This is a genomic window from Actinophytocola gossypii, from assembly GCF_025165815.1.
In the GTDB taxonomy this organism is placed as follows: Bacteria; Actinomycetota; Actinomycetes; order Mycobacteriales; family Pseudonocardiaceae; genus Actinophytocola; species Actinophytocola gossypii.
In genome coordinates this window covers 358,882-375,294 of sequence record NZ_JAFFZE010000014.1, presented here as the reverse complement: position 1 = coordinate 375,294, position 16,413 = coordinate 358,882, and the positions used below count along the sequence as shown (strand labels likewise).

At 71.0% G+C, this 16,413-nt stretch carries 19 protein-coding genes; 15 read left to right on the top strand and 4 right to left on the bottom strand.

The window, feature by feature from the left end; all coding sequences use genetic code 11:
* Nucleotides 1–70: 70 nt before the first annotated feature.
* From JT362_RS18305 to JT362_RS18280, 6 genes are all read left to right on the top strand, one after another.
* Nucleotides 71–2,086, top strand: coding sequence for an ethylmalonyl-CoA mutase (locus tag JT362_RS18305; protein ID WP_260192494.1), 2,016 nt, complete (start codon nucleotides 71–73; stop codon nucleotides 2,084–2,086).
* A 220-nt stretch (nucleotides 2,087–2,306) separates the two neighbouring features.
* On the top strand, nucleotides 2,307–3,206 hold the full coding sequence (gene ehuB / locus JT362_RS18300) for an ectoine/hydroxyectoine ABC transporter substrate-binding protein EhuB (RefSeq protein ID WP_260192491.1): 900 nt from the start codon (nucleotides 2,307–2,309) through the stop codon (nucleotides 3,204–3,206).
* A 25-nt stretch (nucleotides 3,207–3,231) separates the two neighbouring features.
* Complete coding sequence (gene ehuC / locus JT362_RS18295; protein WP_260192490.1) at nucleotides 3,232–4,005, top strand: ectoine/hydroxyectoine ABC transporter permease subunit EhuC; 774 nt, start codon at nucleotides 3,232–3,234, stop codon at nucleotides 4,003–4,005.
* Nucleotides 4,006–4,008: 3 nt separating this feature from the next.
* On the top strand, nucleotides 4,009–4,674 hold the full coding sequence (gene ehuD, locus JT362_RS18290; RefSeq protein ID WP_260192488.1) for an ectoine/hydroxyectoine ABC transporter permease subunit EhuD: 666 nt from the start codon (nucleotides 4,009–4,011) through the stop codon (nucleotides 4,672–4,674).
* 16 nt (nucleotides 4,675–4,690) lie between these two features.
* The gene (gene ehuA, locus JT362_RS18285; protein ID WP_260192486.1) at nucleotides 4,691–5,455 is read left to right on the top strand and encodes an ectoine/hydroxyectoine ABC transporter ATP-binding protein EhuA; all 765 of its coding nucleotides are present in this window, start codon (nucleotides 4,691–4,693) and stop codon (nucleotides 5,453–5,455) included.
* 21 nt (nucleotides 5,456–5,476) lie between these two features.
* The gene (locus JT362_RS18280; RefSeq protein WP_260192485.1) at nucleotides 5,477–6,250 is read left to right on the top strand and encodes an enoyl-CoA hydratase-related protein; all 774 of its coding nucleotides are present in this window, start codon (nucleotides 5,477–5,479) and stop codon (nucleotides 6,248–6,250) included.
* A gap of 144 nt (nucleotides 6,251–6,394) precedes the next feature.
* On the opposite strand, the gene JT362_RS18275 is transcribed toward JT362_RS18280, so the two are convergent.
* Both JT362_RS18275 and JT362_RS18270 read right to left on the bottom strand, forming a co-directional pair.
* On the bottom strand, nucleotides 6,395–6,601 hold the full coding sequence (locus JT362_RS18275; RefSeq protein WP_260192484.1) for a hypothetical protein: 207 nt from the start codon (nucleotides 6,599–6,601) through the stop codon (nucleotides 6,395–6,397).
* Nucleotides 6,598–7,197 (bottom strand): hypothetical protein, encoded by a 600-nt coding sequence (locus JT362_RS18270; RefSeq protein ID WP_260192482.1) that lies wholly within the window; start codon nucleotides 7,195–7,197, stop codon nucleotides 6,598–6,600. The genes JT362_RS18275 and JT362_RS18270 overlap by 4 nt, the downstream gene beginning before the upstream one ends.
* A gap of 133 nt (nucleotides 7,198–7,330) precedes the next feature.
* On the opposite strand from JT362_RS18270, the gene JT362_RS18265 reads away from it, so the two are divergent.
* The 5 genes from JT362_RS18265 to JT362_RS18245 all read left to right on the top strand — a co-directional run bounded on the left by JT362_RS18265 (nucleotide 7,331) and on the right by JT362_RS18245 (nucleotide 12,922).
* Nucleotides 7,331–8,533, top strand: a complete 1,203-nt coding sequence (locus JT362_RS18265; RefSeq protein ID WP_260192480.1) for a sensor histidine kinase — start codon at nucleotides 7,331–7,333, stop codon at nucleotides 8,531–8,533.
* On the top strand, nucleotides 8,530–9,171 hold the full coding sequence (locus JT362_RS18260) for a response regulator (RefSeq protein WP_260192479.1): 642 nt from the start codon (nucleotides 8,530–8,532) through the stop codon (nucleotides 9,169–9,171). The genes JT362_RS18265 and JT362_RS18260 overlap by 4 nt, the downstream gene beginning before the upstream one ends.
* 10 nt (nucleotides 9,172–9,181) lie before the next feature.
* On the top strand, nucleotides 9,182–9,841 hold the full coding sequence (nucS, locus tag JT362_RS18255; RefSeq protein ID WP_260192477.1) for an endonuclease NucS: 660 nt from the start codon (nucleotides 9,182–9,184) through the stop codon (nucleotides 9,839–9,841).
* A gap of 248 nt (nucleotides 9,842–10,089) precedes the next feature.
* Entirely contained in the window at nucleotides 10,090–11,055 is a 966-nt protein-coding gene (locus JT362_RS18250; protein ID WP_260192476.1) for a DUF3558 family protein, read from the top strand.
* A 91-nt stretch (nucleotides 11,056–11,146) separates the two neighbouring features.
* Nucleotides 11,147–12,922, top strand: a complete 1,776-nt coding sequence (locus JT362_RS18245) for a 3-hydroxyacyl-CoA dehydrogenase family protein (RefSeq protein ID WP_260192474.1) — start codon at nucleotides 11,147–11,149, stop codon at nucleotides 12,920–12,922.
* 7 nt (nucleotides 12,923–12,929) lie between these two features.
* On the opposite strand, the gene JT362_RS18240 is transcribed toward JT362_RS18245, so the two are convergent.
* The gene (locus JT362_RS18240) at nucleotides 12,930–13,133 is read right to left on the bottom strand and encodes an FmdB family zinc ribbon protein (RefSeq protein ID WP_260192472.1); all 204 of its coding nucleotides are present in this window, start codon (nucleotides 13,131–13,133) and stop codon (nucleotides 12,930–12,932) included.
* 35 nt (nucleotides 13,134–13,168) lie between these two features.
* Here JT362_RS18240 and JT362_RS18235 point away from each other — a divergent pair, with 35 nt between their 5' ends.
* Both JT362_RS18235 and JT362_RS18230 read left to right on the top strand, forming a co-directional pair.
* Nucleotides 13,169–13,468, top strand: coding sequence for an Rv1322 family protein (locus JT362_RS18235; RefSeq protein WP_260192470.1), 300 nt, complete (start codon nucleotides 13,169–13,171; stop codon nucleotides 13,466–13,468).
* A 114-nt stretch (nucleotides 13,469–13,582) separates the two neighbouring features.
* The gene (locus tag JT362_RS18230; RefSeq protein WP_260192469.1) at nucleotides 13,583–13,861 is read left to right on the top strand and encodes a hypothetical protein; all 279 of its coding nucleotides are present in this window, start codon (nucleotides 13,583–13,585) and stop codon (nucleotides 13,859–13,861) included.
* Nucleotides 13,862–13,870: 9 nt separating this feature from the next.
* On the opposite strand, the gene hisC is transcribed toward JT362_RS18230, so the two are convergent.
* Nucleotides 13,871–14,923: a histidinol-phosphate transaminase gene (gene hisC, locus JT362_RS18225; RefSeq protein ID WP_260192467.1), complete on the bottom strand. Its 1,053-nt coding sequence runs from the start codon at nucleotides 14,921–14,923 to the stop codon at nucleotides 13,871–13,873.
* A 44-nt stretch (nucleotides 14,924–14,967) separates the two neighbouring features.
* Between hisC and JT362_RS18220 the strand changes: the two genes are divergently transcribed.
* Nucleotides 14,968–15,699, top strand: coding sequence for an alpha/beta fold hydrolase (locus tag JT362_RS18220; RefSeq protein WP_260192466.1), 732 nt, complete (start codon nucleotides 14,968–14,970; stop codon nucleotides 15,697–15,699).
* Nucleotides 15,699–16,412, top strand: coding sequence for a phage shock envelope stress response protein PspM (gene pspM, locus JT362_RS18215; RefSeq protein WP_260192464.1), 714 nt, complete (start codon nucleotides 15,699–15,701; stop codon nucleotides 16,410–16,412). Before JT362_RS18220 ends, pspM begins: the two co-directional genes overlap by 1 nt.
* Nucleotide 16,413: the final 1 nt, after the last annotated feature.

Here is a 16,413-nt window from a genome sequence, read left to right as displayed (position 1 = left end):
GTCTTCACCACAACCTCTGCCCATCGGGTTACTGGCCAGTACAGTCGGGGGATCGCACGGGAGGTGTCCGATGCCGTATCCGACCGACGACGAGCGCGACCGCCCCTGGGTCATGCGCACCTATGCCGGGCACTCCTCCGCCCGCGCGTCCAACGCCCTCTACCGGCGCAACCTGGCCAAGGGCCAGACCGGTCTCTCGGTCGCGTTCGACCTGCCCACGCAGACCGGCTACGACCCCGACCACGTCCTCGCCCGCGGCGAGGTCGGCAAGGTCGGTGTCCCGGTCAGCCACCTCGGCGACATGCGTCAGCTCTTCGACGGCATCCCGCTCGCCGACGCCAACACCTCGATGACCATCAACGCCACCGCCATGTGGCTGTTCGCCCTCTACGTCTCCCTGGCCCAGGAACAGGCCGAGGAACAGGGCGCCGACTGGCACGACGTGGTCGCGAAGCTCACCGGCACCACGCAGAACGACATCATCAAGGAGTACCTCTCCCGCGGCACCTACGTCTTCCCTCCCGGCCCGAGTCTGCGCCTGATCACCGACATGGTCGCGTGGACCGTCGCCAACGTGCCGAAATGGAATCCCACCAACATCTGCAGCTATCACCTGCAGGAGGCGGGCGCCACCCCGGTCCAGGAAGTCGCCTACGCCATGTGCACCGCGATCGCCGTGCTCGACGCGGTTCGCGACTCGGGACAGGTGCCGCGGGAGAAGATGGGCGACGTCGTCGCGCGCATCTCCTTCTTCGTCAACGCCGGCGTGCGGTTCGTCGAGGAAATGTGCAAGATGCGGGCGTTCGCCACCCTGTGGGACGAGATCACCCGCGAACGCTACGGCGTCGAGAACCCCCGGCACCGCCGCTTCCGCTACGGCGTGCAGGTCAACTCGCTCGGTCTGACCGAGGCGCAGCCGGAGAACAACGTGCAGCGGATCGTCCTCGAGATGCTCGCGGTCGCCCTGTCCCGCAACGCACGCGCCCGCGCGATCCAGCTCCCCGCCTGGAACGAGGCGCTCGGCCTGCCCCGCCCGTGGGACCAGCAGTGGGCGCTGCGCATGCAACAGGTGCTCGCCTACGAGACCGATCTGTTGGAGTACGAGGACATCTTCGACGGCTCCCCGGTGGTCCAGTCCAAGGTGGACGAGATCGTGGCCGGCGCGAAGGCCGAGATCGACCGCGTGCTCGAGATGGGCGGCGCGGTGGCGGCCGTCGAGTCCGGGTACATGAAGACCCAGCTCGTCGCCTCGCTGGCCGAGCGGCGCCGCCGGATCGAGACGGGTGACGAGATCGTGGTCGGCGTCAACCGCTTCGACACCACCGAAACCAGCCCGCTGCAGGGCGAGGGAACCATCGAGACGATCAAGCCCGAGGTCGAGCAGGAGGCGGTCGCCGCCATCGAGCGGTGGCGGGCCCAACGCAACCAGTCCGATGTGGACAAGGCGCTGGAGTTGTTGACCTCGGCCGCTCGCGGTGACGCCAACCTGATGGAGTCCACTGTGGAGTGCGCACGGGCCGGTGTCACGACGGGGGAGTGGGCCGGCGCGCTGCGTGCCGTGTTCGGCGAGTACCGCGCGCCGACCGGGGTCTCCGGCGCGTCCGCGAGCGGCGAGGCCGCCGGCGAGCTCGCCGTCGTGCGCGACCGCGTCCTGGCCACCGGCGACGAACTCGGCGGCCGGCTGCGCATGCTGGTCGGCAAACCGGGCCTCGACGGCCACTCCAACGGCGCCGAGCAGATCGCCGTTCGCGCCCGGGACGCCGGTTTCGAGGTCGTCTACCAGGGCATTCGTCTCACCCCCGAGCAGATCGTGGCGGCCGCGGTGCAGGAGGGCGTGCACGTCGTCGGCCTGTCGATCCTCTCCGGTTCGCACCTCGCCGTCGTTCCCGAGGTGGTCGAGGGCCTGCGCGCGGCCGGCGCCGACGACATCCCCGTTGTGGTGGGCGGAATCGTGCCGCCGGGCGACGCGCACCTCCTGCGTGAACGCGGAGTCGCCAGGATTTTCACCCCGAAGGATTACGAGCTCACCGAGATCATGAATGAGATCGTCGACGTGGTCCGTGCGGCGAACGGACTCACCGGATGAGCCGTGTGCGACGGACCACCCGCAACCCCCATGACAGCAACCTGCCGTAGTCGTGCGGAAAGTGTCCGCTAGGGAAACAGCCGGCATGTCTCGGTTTGCTAACGGGCAGTCCTGATCTTGCGTCTGACCTTTGACCCGCTCCGGGGATGGGCCTACGTTCGGTCACCAATCATCAGTGACCGAAGAACGCCGGACGCGCGTGAGAAAAAGGACAGACACGATGGCGAGCGACAACTGGACACGGCGGGATCTCTTCAAGCGCGGCGCGGCTCTGGGAGCCGTCGCCCTCGGCGGCCCGGCGTTGCTCGCCGCGTGCTCCGAGGTGCCCGAGTCGGGTGACGGCAACACCCTGCAACGCGTCCAGGACGCCGGCACGATCAAGGTCGGCATCGCCGGCGAGGTGCCCTACGGCTTCACCGAGGGTGACAAGGTCACCGGTGAGGCCCCCGAGGTCGCCAAGGCCGTGTTCAAGGCGATGGGCATCGACAACGTCGACGCCGACCAGGTCGAGTTCGGCCAGCTGATCCAGGGCCTGAACGCCAACCAGTACGACATGGTCGCCGCCGGCATGGCGATCATTCCCGACCGGTGCGAGAACGCCGCGTTCTCGGTGGTCGACTACGTCACCCCCACCGCGTTCATGGTGCCCACCGGGAACCCGCAACAGGTCACCACCTTCGAGGACGTCAAGGCCAAGAAGCTGAAGGTCGCCGTGCTCTCCGGCACCATCGAGCAGTCCGTCGCCAAGGCGACCGGCATCCCCGAGGGCGACATCCAGCCCTACGACGGCCAGGCCGAGCTCTTCCAGGCCCTGCAGGACGGCCGGGCCTACTGCGGCGCGCTCACCGACATCTCGCTCAAGCAGCTGAAGAAGGACAACCCGGACGCCCAGCTCGAGGTGACCGACGGCTTCGTCCCCGTCATCGACGGCGAGGAGCAGATCCAGGCCGGCGGCTTCGTCTTCCGCAAGGGCGACACCGAGCTGCTCGACCGGTTCAACCAGGAGCTGACCAAGCTGCACGACAGCGGCGAGTGGCTGAAGATCGTCGAACCGTTCGGGTTCACCGAGGACAACCTGCCTCCGGACGACGTGACCACCGAAGACCTGTGCGCCGGCTGAGCCGCGGAACGGCGCGGTAGAACCCATGTTCGAGAATGTGCCGGAGTACATCTCGACGGCCGCGGACGGCCTGTGGATCACGGTGGGAGCCACGGTCGCCGGCATCGCGATCGCGGCCGTGCTCTCGTTCGTGTTCGGGCTGGCCATGCTGTCCAGGCTGAAGACCGTCCGGGTGATCGCGCGGATCTACGTGGAGATCTGGCGCGGCACCTCGGAGGTCGTGCAGCTGTACTGGGTCATGTTCGCGCTGCCCATCCTCCTCGGCTACCGGCTGGTGCCGCTGCTCGTCGGCATCCTCGTGCTCGGGCTCAACTTCGGCGCGTACGGCGCCGAGATCGTCCGGGGCGCGGTGCAGTCGGTGCCCAGGGCCCAGTACGAGGGCACGATCGCGCTGAGCATGACCCCCGCGCAGCGGATGCGCCGGGTGATCCTGCCGCAGGCGCTGGTGGAGATGGTGCCGCCGTTCAACAACCTGTTCATCCAGCTGCTCAAGGGCAGCGCGCTGCTGACCATCATCGGTGTGTCGGAGCTGACCCATCAGGGCAAGGAGGTCCTGATCCCGAGGAACGTCAGCGAGGCGGCCACCATCTGGACCGTCATCCTGCTGTTCTACCTGCTGCTGGCGATCCTGATCACGATGGGCATGCGGTGGCTCGAACGCCGTGCGGCCGCACTGGTCGGCAGGCAGCCGACGAAACGTGACAGCGTCTTCGCCAGGTTCGGCGGCGGCAAGGACCCGCTGCCGGCCGAGCAGAGCAAGGGCGGCCTCGCCGATCTGCGCCGCAAGGGGGGTGAGTGACCGGTGAACGACGTGTGGCAGTGGGACTACGCCTTCGAGGTGCTTCCGGGCATCGTCGGCGGCGGGCTGTGGATGACGATCAAGGTCACCGTGCTCGCCTCGATCCTGGCCTACGTGATCGGTCTGGGGCTCGCACTCCTGCGCAGGTCCGACCTGCGAATCGTCAGCATGGTGGCCTGGGCGGTCATCGAGTTCATCCGCAGCACCCCGCTGCTGGTGCAACTGTTCTTCGCCTTCTACGTGCTCCCGGACATCGGGCTGCTGTTCGACCCGGTCACCACCGGCGTCGTCGTGTTCGGCCTGCACTACGCGACCTACGCGGCGGAGGTCTACCGCGCGGGTATCGAGGCGGTGCCGAGGGGCCAGTGGGAGGCGGCGACCGCGCTGAGCCTGCCCCGGTCGCGGACCTGGACCAAGGTGATCCTGCCGCAGGCGATCCCCAGGGTGCTGCCCGCGCTGGGCAACTACACGATCTCCATGCTCAAGGAGACTCCGCTGCTGTTGACCATCGGCGTCCTGGACATCGTGGGCGTCGCCGCCGAGGAGGGTTCGCAGGCGTTCCGGTACGTGGAGCCGATCACGATCGCCGGCGTGCTGTTCCTGATCCTGAGCTACTCGGCATCCCTACTCACCCGATGGATGGAACGACGTGTCGGAATCGCACGCTGAGTCCGGAACCAACGCCATGATCAGGTTCGAGGACGTCGGCAAGAGCTTCGGCCCGGTCACGGTGCTGGACGGGCTGAACTTCACGGTCGCGCCGGGGGAGTTCGTCACCCTGATCGGGCCGAGTGGGTCGGGCAAGACCACGATCCTGCGGCTGGTGATGACCCTGGAGCAGGTCACGTCCGGGGTCATCACGGTGGGTGGCGAGTACCTGAGCCACATGGAGCGCGGCGGCCGGCTGGTGCGGGCCGACGAGAAGCACCAGCGCGAGGTGCGCAAGCGCATCGGCATGGTGTTCCAGCAGTTCAACCTGTTCCCCAACATGAAGGTGATGCAGAACCTCACCGAGGCCCCGGTCCGGGTGCTGGGCAAGTCCAGGGCCGAGGCCGAGGAACGGGCCCGTGAGCTGCTGGACCTGGTCGGCCTGAACGACAAGGTGGACGCCCACCCGTCGCAGCTGTCCGGCGGCCAGCAGCAGCGGGTCGCGATCGCGCGGGCGCTGGCGATGCAGCCGGACGTGCTGCTGCTCGACGAGGTCACCTCGGCGCTGGACCCGGAGCTGGTCGCCGGGGTGCTGGCGCTGCTCAAGGACATCGCCCGCACGACCGACATCACCTTCCTGTGTGTCACCCACGAGATGGGCTTCGCCCGCGATGTGTCCGACCGGGTGATGATGTTCGACGGCGGCAAGGTGATCGAGGACGCGGCGCCGGACAAGCTGTTCAGCGAGCCCGACCACGAGCGCACCCGGTCGTTCCTGCAGGCGGTGCTGGAGCGGGGGTAGCGGGCGGGTTACCGTCGGGGCATGGCGGAGTACCGACACCTGCTGGTCAGGCGGGACGGCGACACGGTTGGGATCACGATGAGCCGGCCGTCCCGCCGGAACTCGCTGTCGTTCGAGCACCTGACCGAGCTGTGCGACGCGTTCCGGGAGGCCGGGGCGACCGACGCCACCGGCATCGTCCTCGGTGCCGAGGGCCCGGTGTTCTCCGCCGGCCACGACTTCGCCGACGTCGCCGCCCGGGATCTGACGGGCGTGCGTGACCTGCTGGACGTGTGCACCGATCTGATGCGCACGATCCAGTCGGTCCCGCAGGTGGTGGTGGCCCGCGTGCACGGCCTGGCCACGGCGGCGGGCTGCCAGCTCGTGGCGTCCTGTGACCTGGCGGTGGCCGCCGAGTCGGCCGGGTTCGCCCTGCCCGGGGGCCGGGGCGGTTGGTTCTGCCACACCCCGGCCGTTCCGGTGGCCCGCGCGGTCGGCCGCAAGCGCCTGATGGAGCTCGCCCTCACCGGCGACCCGATCGACGCCCGTACCGCCCTCGACTGGGGCCTGGTCAACCGCGTGGTCCCGGACACCGACCTCGACGACGCGGTGGCCGAGCTGTTGGCCAGGGCGACCCGGGGCAGCCGGGCGAGCAAGGCCATCGGCAAGCGGACCCTCTACGCCCAACTCGACCGCCCGGAGGACGACGCCTACGCGATCGCGCTGGAGGTGATGGCCTCGGCGTCCCAGCTCCCGGGCGCCCGCGAGGGCATGGCCGCCTTCCTGGAGAAGCGCCCGCCTGCCTGGCCGGACTAGAACTAGCCCGCCTCCCCGCGATTCCATGCGTGGGTCGCGTCCCGGCGCAGGCGTGGATGCCGAGGTTGATTGTGGTTGAGTGCCGTCACGTTCCCCTGAGGTACCTGTTGATCAGGCGCAGACATCCGCACAAGGAATCCATGGCTAGGATGCCTGCCGGCGCCGGGAGTTGGCCAGCAGGACGAGTCCGCCGACCAGTGCGATCACGATCGCGGCCGGGAGCTGGGCGCCGTCCGGTAGCACGTGTCGCACCACGAACCAGCTCGGATGGCCGTGCATGACCGCGCTCACCCCGCCGCCGATGCCCTGGATGCACAGCAGCACGCCCACCAGCTCGGTAACCCACTTCATGCTCGGTCCCTCTCGTAGTCCCTCGTTCCCGACGACAGGAGCGTCCACAGCGGACCCGCCACGAACCAGATCGCCGTGACGATCCCGAGCCGCGGCATCCATCCGCCCGGGGGCTGCCAGAGCGCCTCGGTCCGCTCCGGGGTGCCGACCACGAACGACAGCAGCGCCATCACCGCGCACGCGATCGCGCAGGCCAGTACGCACTTGCCCCACTCCCGCCATTCGTGTGCGAGCCTTGCCGGCCCCCGCTTCGGTGGCTTGACCGGCGGCGGGCCGCCCGCGAACCGGTGCGCGAACCGCTGGTCGGCCCACCGGATCAGCGAGTGTCCGAACGCGACGCTGAACCCCAGGTACGCGGCGCCGAGGCCGTGCACCGCCGACGCCTCGCCGCCGCCCCGCAGGTCCACCACCGTGATCACCAGCAGCGCCAGGTCCAGCAGCGGCGTGCTGACCAGCAGCACGGCGCTGGTCCGCCGCAGCCGCAGCAGGTAGCGGGCCACCAGGCCGCCGGCCAGCACGACCCAGAAGCCCACCTCGCAGAGCACGATCGCCACGGCCAGCGGGTTCTCGGACAACGTCTCGAACAGTTCTCCCACGTCGTCGAGCGTGCCGCCGCTTCCGGCTCGTGTCGTCGGCCGGCGGATTCACCGGCGGGTCATCACTTCGACGGACGACCCCTCCCGCGCCAGGCGGAGGTGCGGGTCCCGGCGGATGTGCTGTGATGGACCCATGAGCTCGACGACCGCCGCGATCCGCCGGTGGGCCGGGCCCCGGATCCCGCAGGTGCAGGCGGTCGTCCTGTTCGCCCTCGGCAACGTGATCCTCGCGTCCGGGCTGCCGGTCATGTTCGTGCTCGACGGGGACGCCGCGCTGGCCATGTCGCACCCGGTGCGTCTGGTGACCCTCGCGGTGATCTGCGCGGCGGAACTGCTGCGGTCGCGCGCGCCGGCCGTGGGGCTGGTCGTCGGTGTGGTGGTGTTCGGTGCGGAGCTGTCCTTCGGGGTCAGCCTCGCCGTGGTGATCGTGTTCACCGACCTGCTGTTCGCCGCCGTCTTGCACGGGTCGCGGCGTACCGTCCGGGTGATCCTGTGGTCGGTCGGCGTGGTCGTGCTCGGCCTGGTCGCGGCCTCGGTGCTGGTCGCGCACACCTGGCGGGACGCGGTGGTGGTCGGCCTGCAGGTGTGCTGCATCCCGCTGATCCCGGTGTGGTGGGCGATGAACGTGCGCCAGCACCGGGACATGGCCCGCGAACAGCGGGCGCGCGCCGACCAACTCACCGTCATCGCCGAGCTCGACCGCAAGGCGGCGGTGGCGGCGGAGCGGTCCCGGATGGCGCGCGACCTGCACGACGTGGTCGCCGGCCACCTGTCCGCCATCGCGATCCAGTCCGAGGCCGTGCTGTCCATGGTGGACGGTGACCGGGCCACGATGCGGAAGGTGCTGCGCTCGGTGCGGGAGAACAGCGTCGCGTCCCTGTCGGAGATGCACGCGATGATCGGTTTGCTGCGCGCCGACGAGGGGGAGACCGAGCGCACCGCCCCGGCGCGGCTGCGCGACATCGACCGGCTGCTGGACTCGGCCCGGGCCGCCGGTCTCGACGTCCACATCCACGCCGACGCCCACGCCACGGTCGAGGACGGCCTGCCCGCGGCGGTCGACCTGTCGGCGTACCGGATCGTGCAGGAGGCGCTGACCAACGTGATCAAGCACGCGCCGGGCAGCCGCGCGGAGGTGACCGTGGGGCGCGAGGACGCGAACCTGGTGGTCGAGGTGACCAACTCGCTGGTGGGCACCGGGACGCCGGGCAGCGGGCGCGGGCTGCTGAACATGCGGGAGCGGGCGCAGGCGGTGGGCGGCGTGCTCGTCGCCGGGCCGGCCGACGGCCGGTGGCGGGTGCGGGCGGAGCTGCCCGCGGAACTGGAGCGGGCGTGACCATCAGGGTGCTGGTCGCCGACGACCACGCGGCGATCCGGGCAGGGCTCGCGATGATCCTGGACGGCGCGGAGGGCGTCGAGGTCGTCGCGGAGGCCGAGGACGGTGCGGCCGCGGTGCGCAAGGCGGCGGCGCTGCGCCCGGACGTGGTGCTGATGGACGTGCGGATGCCGGGCACCGACGGCCTGGACGCCACCCGGCAGGTGATCGAGGCGGGCAGCGCGCAGGTGATCGTGCTGACCACGTTCGACCTGGACGAGTACGTCTACGGCGCGATGCGGGCCGGCGCGGCGGGTTTCCTGCTGAAGTCGGTCGACGCCGCCCGGCTGGTCGAGTCGGTCCGCCTGGTCGCGGCGGGCGACGGGGTCCTGGAGCCGAGCGTGACCCGCCGGCTGATGTCCGCGTTCGCGTCCACCGCGCCCGCGCGGCCCACCCCGGCGCTCGACGAGCTGACCAGCCGGGAGCGCGAGGTGCTCGCGTGCCTCGGGGAGGGCCTGTCCAACCAGCAGATCGCGCGCCGGCTCGGCGTCGGGGAGGCGACGGTGAAGACGCACGTGTCGCGGGTGCTCACCAAGCTCGACCTGCGGTCCAGGGTGCAGGCGGCGGTGCTCGCGAAGGACGCGGGGCTGGTCGGCTAGCCTGCCCTGCGTGCGTCTCGTGATCGCTCGCTGCCAGGTCGACTACGCCGGCCGTCTGACCGCCCACCTGCCCATGGCCACGAGGCTGCTGCTGGTGAAGGCGGACGGGTCGGTGTCGGTGCACTCCGACGACCGCGCGTACAAGCCGCTGAACTGGATGAGCCCGCCGTGCTGGCTGACCGAGGAGCCGGGCACCTGGACCGTCCAGAACAAGGCGGGGGAGAAGCTGATCATCGGTCTGGAGGAGATCCTCCACGACTCGAAGCACGAGCTGGGTGCCGAGCCGGGGCTGGTCAAGGACGGTGTGGAGGCCCACCTGCAGGCCCTGCTGGCCGAGCACATCACCACGCTCGGCGAGGGCTACGCGCTGATCCGGCGCGAGTACATGACCGCGATCGGCCCGGTGGACATCCTGTGCCGCGACGCCGACGGCGCGACGGTGGCGGTCGAGATCAAGCGCCGGGGCGAACTCGACGGCGTCGAGCAGCTGACCAGGTACCTGGACCTGCTCAACCGAGACCCGCTGCTGGCTCCCGTGCAGGGGGTGTTCGCCGCGCAGCAGATCAAGCCGCAGGCCCGCACGCTCGCCGAGGACCGAGGCATCCGCTGCGTCACCCTCGACTACGAGGCACTGCGCGGCATGGACTCCGACGAGTTCCGCCTGTTCTGAACCGGCTGGCCGGGGCCGCCCACGCGCGGGGCGACCCGGCCCGTGTGGTCGTCAGCAGCCGCCGCAGCAGCCGCAGCCCTTACCGGAGCAACTCGCGCATCCGCATCCGCAGCCACCCATCGTTACCTCCTACGGTCGGGAACACACCGTCCCAACGACGTTACGCCCGGTGAGACACCTCGGATAGCGCCGTCCGGGGTGTAGTTGCCGAGCACGACGCGAAACCCGGACCGGATACGGTGCACGGTGTGAGGGGACTCCTGTTGCTCGTGGCCGTCGCCGTGCTGGCCGTCGGATGTGGGGCCGAGGTCGACACGACCAAGGTCACCTATCCGCGTACCACCGTGCCCGCCGGGGAGCTGCCCGCCGCCGAGACGAGGGCCACCGGCACGCCCCGCACCAACGATCCGGCGTTCGCCCCCGAGAAGCTCCGCGCCGTCGACCCGTGCGCCCTGCTCGATCCCGACCTGCTCGGCGAGCTCGGCAGCGCGGACGACAACGTCCGCAACGACTTCGACGAGTGCGCGAACTACATGGAGGACGACGAGGGCAACGAGCTCAACCTGACGCTCACCGTCGGCGACAAGGTGAGCAACGCCGTCGACGCCGACCAGAACATCGGCGGGCTGCCCGCGGTGGAGGACGACGACATCGACGACGCGTGCTTCGTCAGCGTCGTCACCTCGACCTCCCCGAACTTCGGCATCACCGTCCAGGCCAGCGGCGAGACCGGGGACCTCTGTGCCGCCGGCCGCACCCTGCTGACCGGGGTGGTCGACCGGGTCCGCACCGACCCGCCCCGCTACGACCTCGCCAAGGGCACGCTCATCGAGGTCGACCCCTGCACGCTGCTCGAGGGTGAATCGCTGGGTGACGCGCTCGGCGGCGCGATCGAGCCGACGTACTACAACCTGCACTGGTGTTCCTGGTCGGGGACCGGCGCCAGCCTCGGGGTGTGGCTTCGGATCGGGCCCGACCCGGCGGCCAGCGGCACCCCGGTCGACCTCGGTGGCGGGATCACCGGCTACCAGGAGAAGACGGTCGGTGCCACCGCGTCCTGCTCGCTGGACTGGCAGCACCGCCCGTCCGACGGCGACGACGTCGAGATCGTCTCGCTCGAGTACGACGACCGGGAGCCCGCCCAGGGCGAGGATCCCTGCGCCACCACCGTCGCCGTCGCGAAGAAGTTGCTTCCCGCGCTGCCCAAGCCCTGACGCTCGTGACCTGGGCCACGCCCGACCGGTCGATCATGTTACTGGCAGGTAGCATCCGGCCTGTCCGTTCTGCCGGTCTCCGGAGGTTGCGATGGCGCGCGAGTTCGGATGTGTCGGAGTGGTCGGGCTCGGCACGATGGGTGCCGGCATCGCCGAGGTCGTGGCGCGCACCGGCATCCGGGTGATCGGCGTCGAACTGGACGACGAGGGTGTCGACCGGGCCAGGGGGCACGTCGAGCACTCCACCGAGCGCGCGCTGGCCGGCGGCAAGCTCGACGCGGCCGCGCGGGACGCGTTGCTCGGCCGGATCGAGTACACCACCCGGCTCGCCGACCTCGCCGACGCCGACCTGGTGATCGAGGCGATCCCGGAGAGCCTTGAGCTGAAGGCGCGGGTGTTCACCGAGCTGGAGGAGGTGTGCCGGCCGGACGTCGTACTCGCGTCGAACACGTCCTCGCTGTCGGTCACCGAGATCGGCGTGCACACCGGGCGGCCGGGCAAGGTCGTCGGGCTGCACTTCTTCAACCCGGCGCCGGTGCTGCGGTTCGTGGAGATCGTGCGCACGGTGGTCACCGAACCGGACGTGATCGCCGACGTCGAGGCGTTCGCGCGCAAGCTCGGCAAGGAGCCGGTGGTGATCGGCGACCGGGCGGGGTTCATCGCGAACGCGCTGCTGTTCGGGTACCTCAACCACGCGGTGTCGATGTACGAGTCGCGGTACGCCACCCGGGAGGACCTGGACGCCGCGATGCGCTACGGCTGCGGGTACCCGATGGGGCCGCTCGCGCTGCTCGACCTGATCGGGCTGGACACCGCGTACGAGATCCTCGAGACGATGTACCGGCAGTCGCGCAATCGTTTGCACGCGCCGGCGCCGATCCTGCGGCAGATGATCACGGCCGGGCTGCTCGGCCGGAAGTCGGGGCGCGGCTTCTACACCTACGCCGAGGTCGACTCTCCGGTCGTCGTACCGGACTCGCTGACCCCGGCCTCGGCGGCGGCCACCGGGTCCACCCGGGACGTGCGGCGGGTCGGCGTGGTCGGCACCGGGACGATGGCGACCGGGATCGCGGAGGTCTTCGCGCGCCGGGGTTTCGACGTCGTGCTGCGGGCGCGGTCGGCCGAGAAGGCGTCGTCCGCTGTGGACGCGGTGCGGAAGTCGTTGGACCGTCAGGTGAAGCGGGGCCGACTGTCCGAAGAGGAACGCGGCGAGGTGCTGTCGCGGCTGCGCGGGGTGGTGGAGTTCGACGAACTGGCCGACCGGGATCTCGTGGTCGAGGCGGTGGCCGAGGACCTCGCGGTCAAGCGGGCGGTGTTCGGCGCGCTGGACGAGGTGGTGCGGCCGGGGGCGGTCCTGGCGACCACCACGTCGTCACTGCCGGTGATCGAGTGCGCGGCGGCGACCTCGCGGCCGGCGGACGTGGTCGGCCTGCACTTCTTCAACCCGGCGCCGGCGATGAAGCTCGTGGAGGTCGTGTCGACGATCGCGACCGGGGAGGACGTGCTGGCGACCGCGGGGGAGGTGTGCCGGCGGGTTGGCAAGCAGCCGGTGCACTGCGCCGACCGGGCGGGCTTCATCGTGAACGCGCTGCTGTTCCCGTACCTGAACGACGCGGTGAAGATGCTGGAGGCGCACTACGCGGACGCCGACGACATCGACACCGCGATGAAGGTCGGCTGCGGGCTGCCGATGGGCCCGTTCGAGCTGCTGGACGTGGTGGGCCTGGACGTGTCCCTGGCGATCGAGCGCACGCTGTACTACGAGTTCCGCGACGCCGGGTTCGCACCGGCCCCGCTGCTGGAGCACCTGGTCACGGCGGGCCGCCTCGGCCGCAAGACCGGCAAGGGCTTCCGCGACTACGGGTAGCCGGGTCTCAGCCGCAGCCGCAGGCCCCGCCGCAGCAGCCGCCACCGGCCGGGGCCGCGGCGCCGCCGCCGGTGAGCGCGACGGTGGAGAGGAGCTTCGTGGTGTCGGTGTGGCCGTCCGGGCAGGGCGCGGGGTCGGCGGAGGCGCTCATCGGCCGCTGGACGTCGAACGTCCTGGCGCACTCGTGGCAGCGGAACTCGTATGTCGGCACGCGACCATTGTGCCCTGCCACTACGGTGACCGTCCGTGCCCCGCCGTAACCGGGATCGCCGCGCCCGGGCCACCCCCGCACCACCCGCGCCGACGGGGGGTTGGCAACAGCTGGAGACCGCCCAGGACGGCGACTGGCTGGTGCGCAGGGTGACCGGCACCCAGACGACCAAGCAGTACCGCTGTCCCGGCTGTGACCACGAGATCCGGCCCGGCACCGCGCACGTGGTCGTCTGGCCCGCCGACGAGACCGGCGGCGTCGCCGACCGCCGCCACTGGCACGAGTCCTGCTGGAACGCCCGCCACCGCAGGCGCCCCACCACCCGCCGCCGGTGACTACTGCTCTGTTCGGGTGGTCACGGGGAAACGCGCCGAAAATCATGGGCGAGGGTGTCGTTCCGAACGTCTCTGTTTCGTACGTCCGACAAGGCACGTGAAACGGAGGACACCATGTCGCACCCACTCGGCCCGCTCGCGCACAACCTCGCCGCCTACGCGATCTACGCGACCGCGCAGACCGAGATGCGGCGCGCCTACGCCCTGATCGACGCCGGCCGGTACCTCGACGCCGCGGCGGAGCTCGACTCCGCCGCGCACGCGGCCGAGGTGCTGGTCACCGCGTCCCGGCCGGTCGACGAGACCCGGGCCGCGCACTGGCGACGGGTCGCCGCCGCACGGCGCCGGTTCGCCGAACGAGCCAGAGCGGCGGGCGAGCCGGCCGCCGCGTGAACGGATCGTTCAGCGCTCGAACGTCCTGGCCGCGGCCAGGAACGCGTCGTTCTCGTCCGGCTGGGCGACGGTGACCCGGGCACCCTCGCCGGCGAACGCGCGGATCACCACCTTGTGCGCCAGCAGGTGGTCGTTGAACGCGGCGGTCCGGTCGCCGAGCGGCAGCCACACGAAGTTCGCCTGCGACGCCGGTACCTCGTAGCCCATCGCCAGCAGTTCGTCGCGCACCCGCTCGCGCTCGCGGGCGACCGGCGCGCAGCGGGCCAGCAGCTCCTCGGCCGCGTCCATCGCCGCCACGGCCGCCGCCTGGGCGATGCGGCTCACCGAGAACGGGATCGCCACCTTGCGGACCGCCGCCGCGACCGCCGGGGGCGCGGCCGCGTAGCCGACCCGGATGCCCGCCAGTCCGTACGCCTTGGAGAACGTGCGGACCACGGCCAGGTTCTCCCGGCCCTCGGCGAGCGCGAGGCCGTCTGGCAGGTCGGGGTCGGTGACGAACTCGCGGTACGCCTCGTCCAGCACGACCAGCACGTGGTCGGGCACGGCGTCGAGGAAGCGCTCCAGCTCACCGGTGTGCAGCGCGGTGCCGGTGGGGTTGTTCGGGTTGGCGACGAACACGACCCGGGTACGGTCGGTGATCGCGGCCAGCATGGCGTCAAGGTCGTGCCGGTAGTCGCTGGTCAGCGGCACCTTGACGCTCCGCGCGCCGACCACCTGCGTGACGATCGGGTACGCCTCGAACGACCGCCAGGCGAACACGACCTCCTGGCCCTCGGTGCACATGGCCTGGATCAGCTGCTGGCACAGGCTGACCGACCCGCAGCCGATCGCCAGCCGCTCCTCCGGCACGCCGGTGTACCGGCTGGTCCTGGCCATCAGGTCGTCGTTGGCCATCTGCGGGTACCGGTTGATCTCGGCCGCGGCCTCGGTGATGGCCGCCAGGACCGACGGCGGCGCCGGGGTGGAGACTTCGTTGCTGGACAGCACGATCGCGCCGGGGATCTTGCGTCCCGGGATGTAGTCCGGGAGATTGGCGAGGTCGGCTCGAACGGTGAGGGCCATGCCCCGCATCATGTCATTCTGGGGTGATGGATGGTGACGTGCACTTGAGTGATCCTGTCGTGCTGTTGCACGCGTTCCCGCTCGACTCGAGCATGTGGGACGGTCTGCGGCCCGCGCTGGGGTCCCGCCTGGTCACACCCGACCTGCCGGGCTTCGGCTCGGCGCCGCCGGTGACCGAGCCGTCCCTCGACGAGGCGGCCGCCGCCGTGCTGGCGACCCTGGACCAGCGGGGCGTGTCCCGCGCGGTGTTCGGCGGCTGCTCGATGGGCGGGTACGTGGCGATGGCCGTACTGCGCGCCGCGCCGTCCCGGGTCAGCGGGCTGGTGCTGGTCAACACCAAGGCGTCCGAGGACACCGACGAGGCCCGCGCGAACCGGTACGCGATGGCCGACCGCGCCGAGGCCGATGGCACGGACTGGCTGCCCGACGCGATGATGACGACCCTGCTCGGCGAGACGACCCTCGCGCGCCGCCCCGAGGTCGAGGAGCGGGTGCGTGCGTTGATCTCGGCCCAGCCGCCGGCGTCGGTGGCGTGGGCCCAGCGGGCGATGGCGGCCCGGCCGTCGTCGCTGGACGTGCTCGCCGGATCGGGGTTGCCGGCCCTGGTCGTGCGCGGGGCAGAGGACTCGCTGATCCCGGCCGGGGAGGCGACGGCGATGGCGTCGGCGCTGCCCGGTTCGGAGTCGGTGGAGCTGGCCGGGGTCGGTCACCTGGCGCCGCTGGAGGCCCCGGAGGAACTGGCCGGAGTGCTGAACCGATGGATGGAGGCGGGTTGATGGACTCGGCGGCGGGCAGGCTCGGTCACCTGTGGGCGGCGCGGTGGGTCGTCCTGTGGGTGCTGGTCATGGCGGTGTTCGGCGTGCTCATGGGGGCTGAAATGGGGGGACCCCAGATCGACGTCCTGCCCGGAGGGGACAGTGCCCACGTCACCGGCTTCGTGCTGACGTTGATCTCCGGAACCCTGGCGTTCCGGTCGACCCGGCGGGTGGTCCTGACCCGGCGCGGCCAGCGTGACCTCGCCGTGGGTCGCGGTACGCGCGGGTCGAGGCTGTCGGCACGCAAGCTCCCGCCGGAGGGGTCGGCGGCACGGGAACCGATGCGCGAGCTGGCCACGGTGGAACCCGCGTTGGACCAGGTGCTGAAACCGCTCAGTGGGTCCGCCGGGCCGGTGCCCGCGGAGTCGGTCGCCCAGGCGAAGGCCACCGCCGCCGAGACCGCCGCGGCGTTGCGGGCCGCCGCCACCCGGCTGGTGGCCGTCGAGGTCGCTCGCGACCACGCGCCGGAGGACGAGCGGGAGGCGCTGGCCGAGAGCGTTCGCCAGCTGCGCGCCCGGCTGGACGAGGGCGTGCGCGGCTACCGCGGCCTGATCGCCGCCGCCGGCCGGGTCGTCGCCGCGACCTCGCTGGCCGAGTCGGACCGCGAGCTGACCGCAGCGATCGAGCACCTCGCCGGTCTCGCCATGGCACTGCGCGAGCTTCCCGCGCGCTGAG

Bases quoted from the DNA above. Each gene is read 5' to 3' on its own strand.
- ehuC (WP_260192490.1), top strand. From the start codon at position 3,232: ATGTTCGAGAATGTGCCGGAGTACATCTCGACGGCCGCGGACGGCCTG.
- JT362_RS18245 (WP_260192474.1), top strand. From the start codon at position 11,147: ATGGCGCGCGAGTTCGGATGTGTCGGAGTGGTCGGGCTCGGCACGATG.
- ehuB (WP_260192491.1), top strand. From the start codon at position 2,307: ATGGCGAGCGACAACTGGACACGGCGGGATCTCTTCAAGCGCGGCGCG.
- JT362_RS18230 (WP_260192469.1), top strand. From the start codon at position 13,583: ATGTCGCACCCACTCGGCCCGCTCGCGCACAACCTCGCCGCCTACGCG.
- JT362_RS18305 (WP_260192494.1), top strand. From the start codon at position 71: ATGCCGTATCCGACCGACGACGAGCGCGACCGCCCCTGGGTCATGCGC.
- JT362_RS18280 (WP_260192485.1), top strand. From the start codon at position 5,477: ATGGCGGAGTACCGACACCTGCTGGTCAGGCGGGACGGCGACACGGTT.
- ehuA (WP_260192486.1), top strand. From the start codon at position 4,691: ATGATCAGGTTCGAGGACGTCGGCAAGAGCTTCGGCCCGGTCACGGTG.
- hisC (WP_260192467.1), bottom strand. From the start codon at position 14,923: ATGGCCCTCACCGTTCGAGCCGACCTCGCCAATCTCCCGGACTACATC.
- JT362_RS18275 (WP_260192484.1), bottom strand. From the start codon at position 6,601: ATGAAGTGGGTTACCGAGCTGGTGGGCGTGCTGCTGTGCATCCAGGGC.
- JT362_RS18265 (WP_260192480.1), top strand. From the start codon at position 7,331: ATGAGCTCGACGACCGCCGCGATCCGCCGGTGGGCCGGGCCCCGGATC.
- pspM (WP_260192464.1), top strand. From the start codon at position 15,699: ATGGACTCGGCGGCGGGCAGGCTCGGTCACCTGTGGGCGGCGCGGTGG.